Here is a 421-nt window from a genome sequence, read left to right as displayed (position 1 = left end):
GCTGAATACTAGCATCCAAAGCTTCTCCAACATCATGTTTCCAATAATGAGAATAATATTTTGCTTCTGGCCCCTCTAAATTCGATAAGACTCGTGCACGGAATATCTCATTTGTTAAAAACATTGGAATACTAAGTGTATTGTGTGTTTGTTTTCCATCAATTAGCAAAGTTCCAATTGTAGCTTTTAAAATACGTTCTGTTTGAGGTGCTTGACCTGGGATGATTGATTTAATAACGCTTAAAATTGAGTTAATAACTGTTTGAGTGTCTTCATTAGGAAATCTATGAAGTAAGTTCAGTGCTGGAGGATGTTGTGAATGCCGGAAGCGAATGAAATGCACTTTATTCCAATCAACTTGCTTTCCATCTAGTTCCGCTTTCAACATGCGGTTTAGCGCGATAATTGCGAGGTCTGGAGT

General features: G+C 37.3%; 1 pseudogene. It reads right to left on the bottom strand.

What is annotated here, in order from left to right:
* Positions 1–421, bottom strand: a pseudogene (locus AC1DJR_RS33650) (ATP-binding protein); the annotation flags it as partial.

This window comes from Bacillus sp. 05T31 (assembly GCF_056396725.1).
The sequence above is the reverse complement of the archived record's forward strand: the minus strand, read 5'-3'. Positions and strand labels throughout refer to the sequence as shown.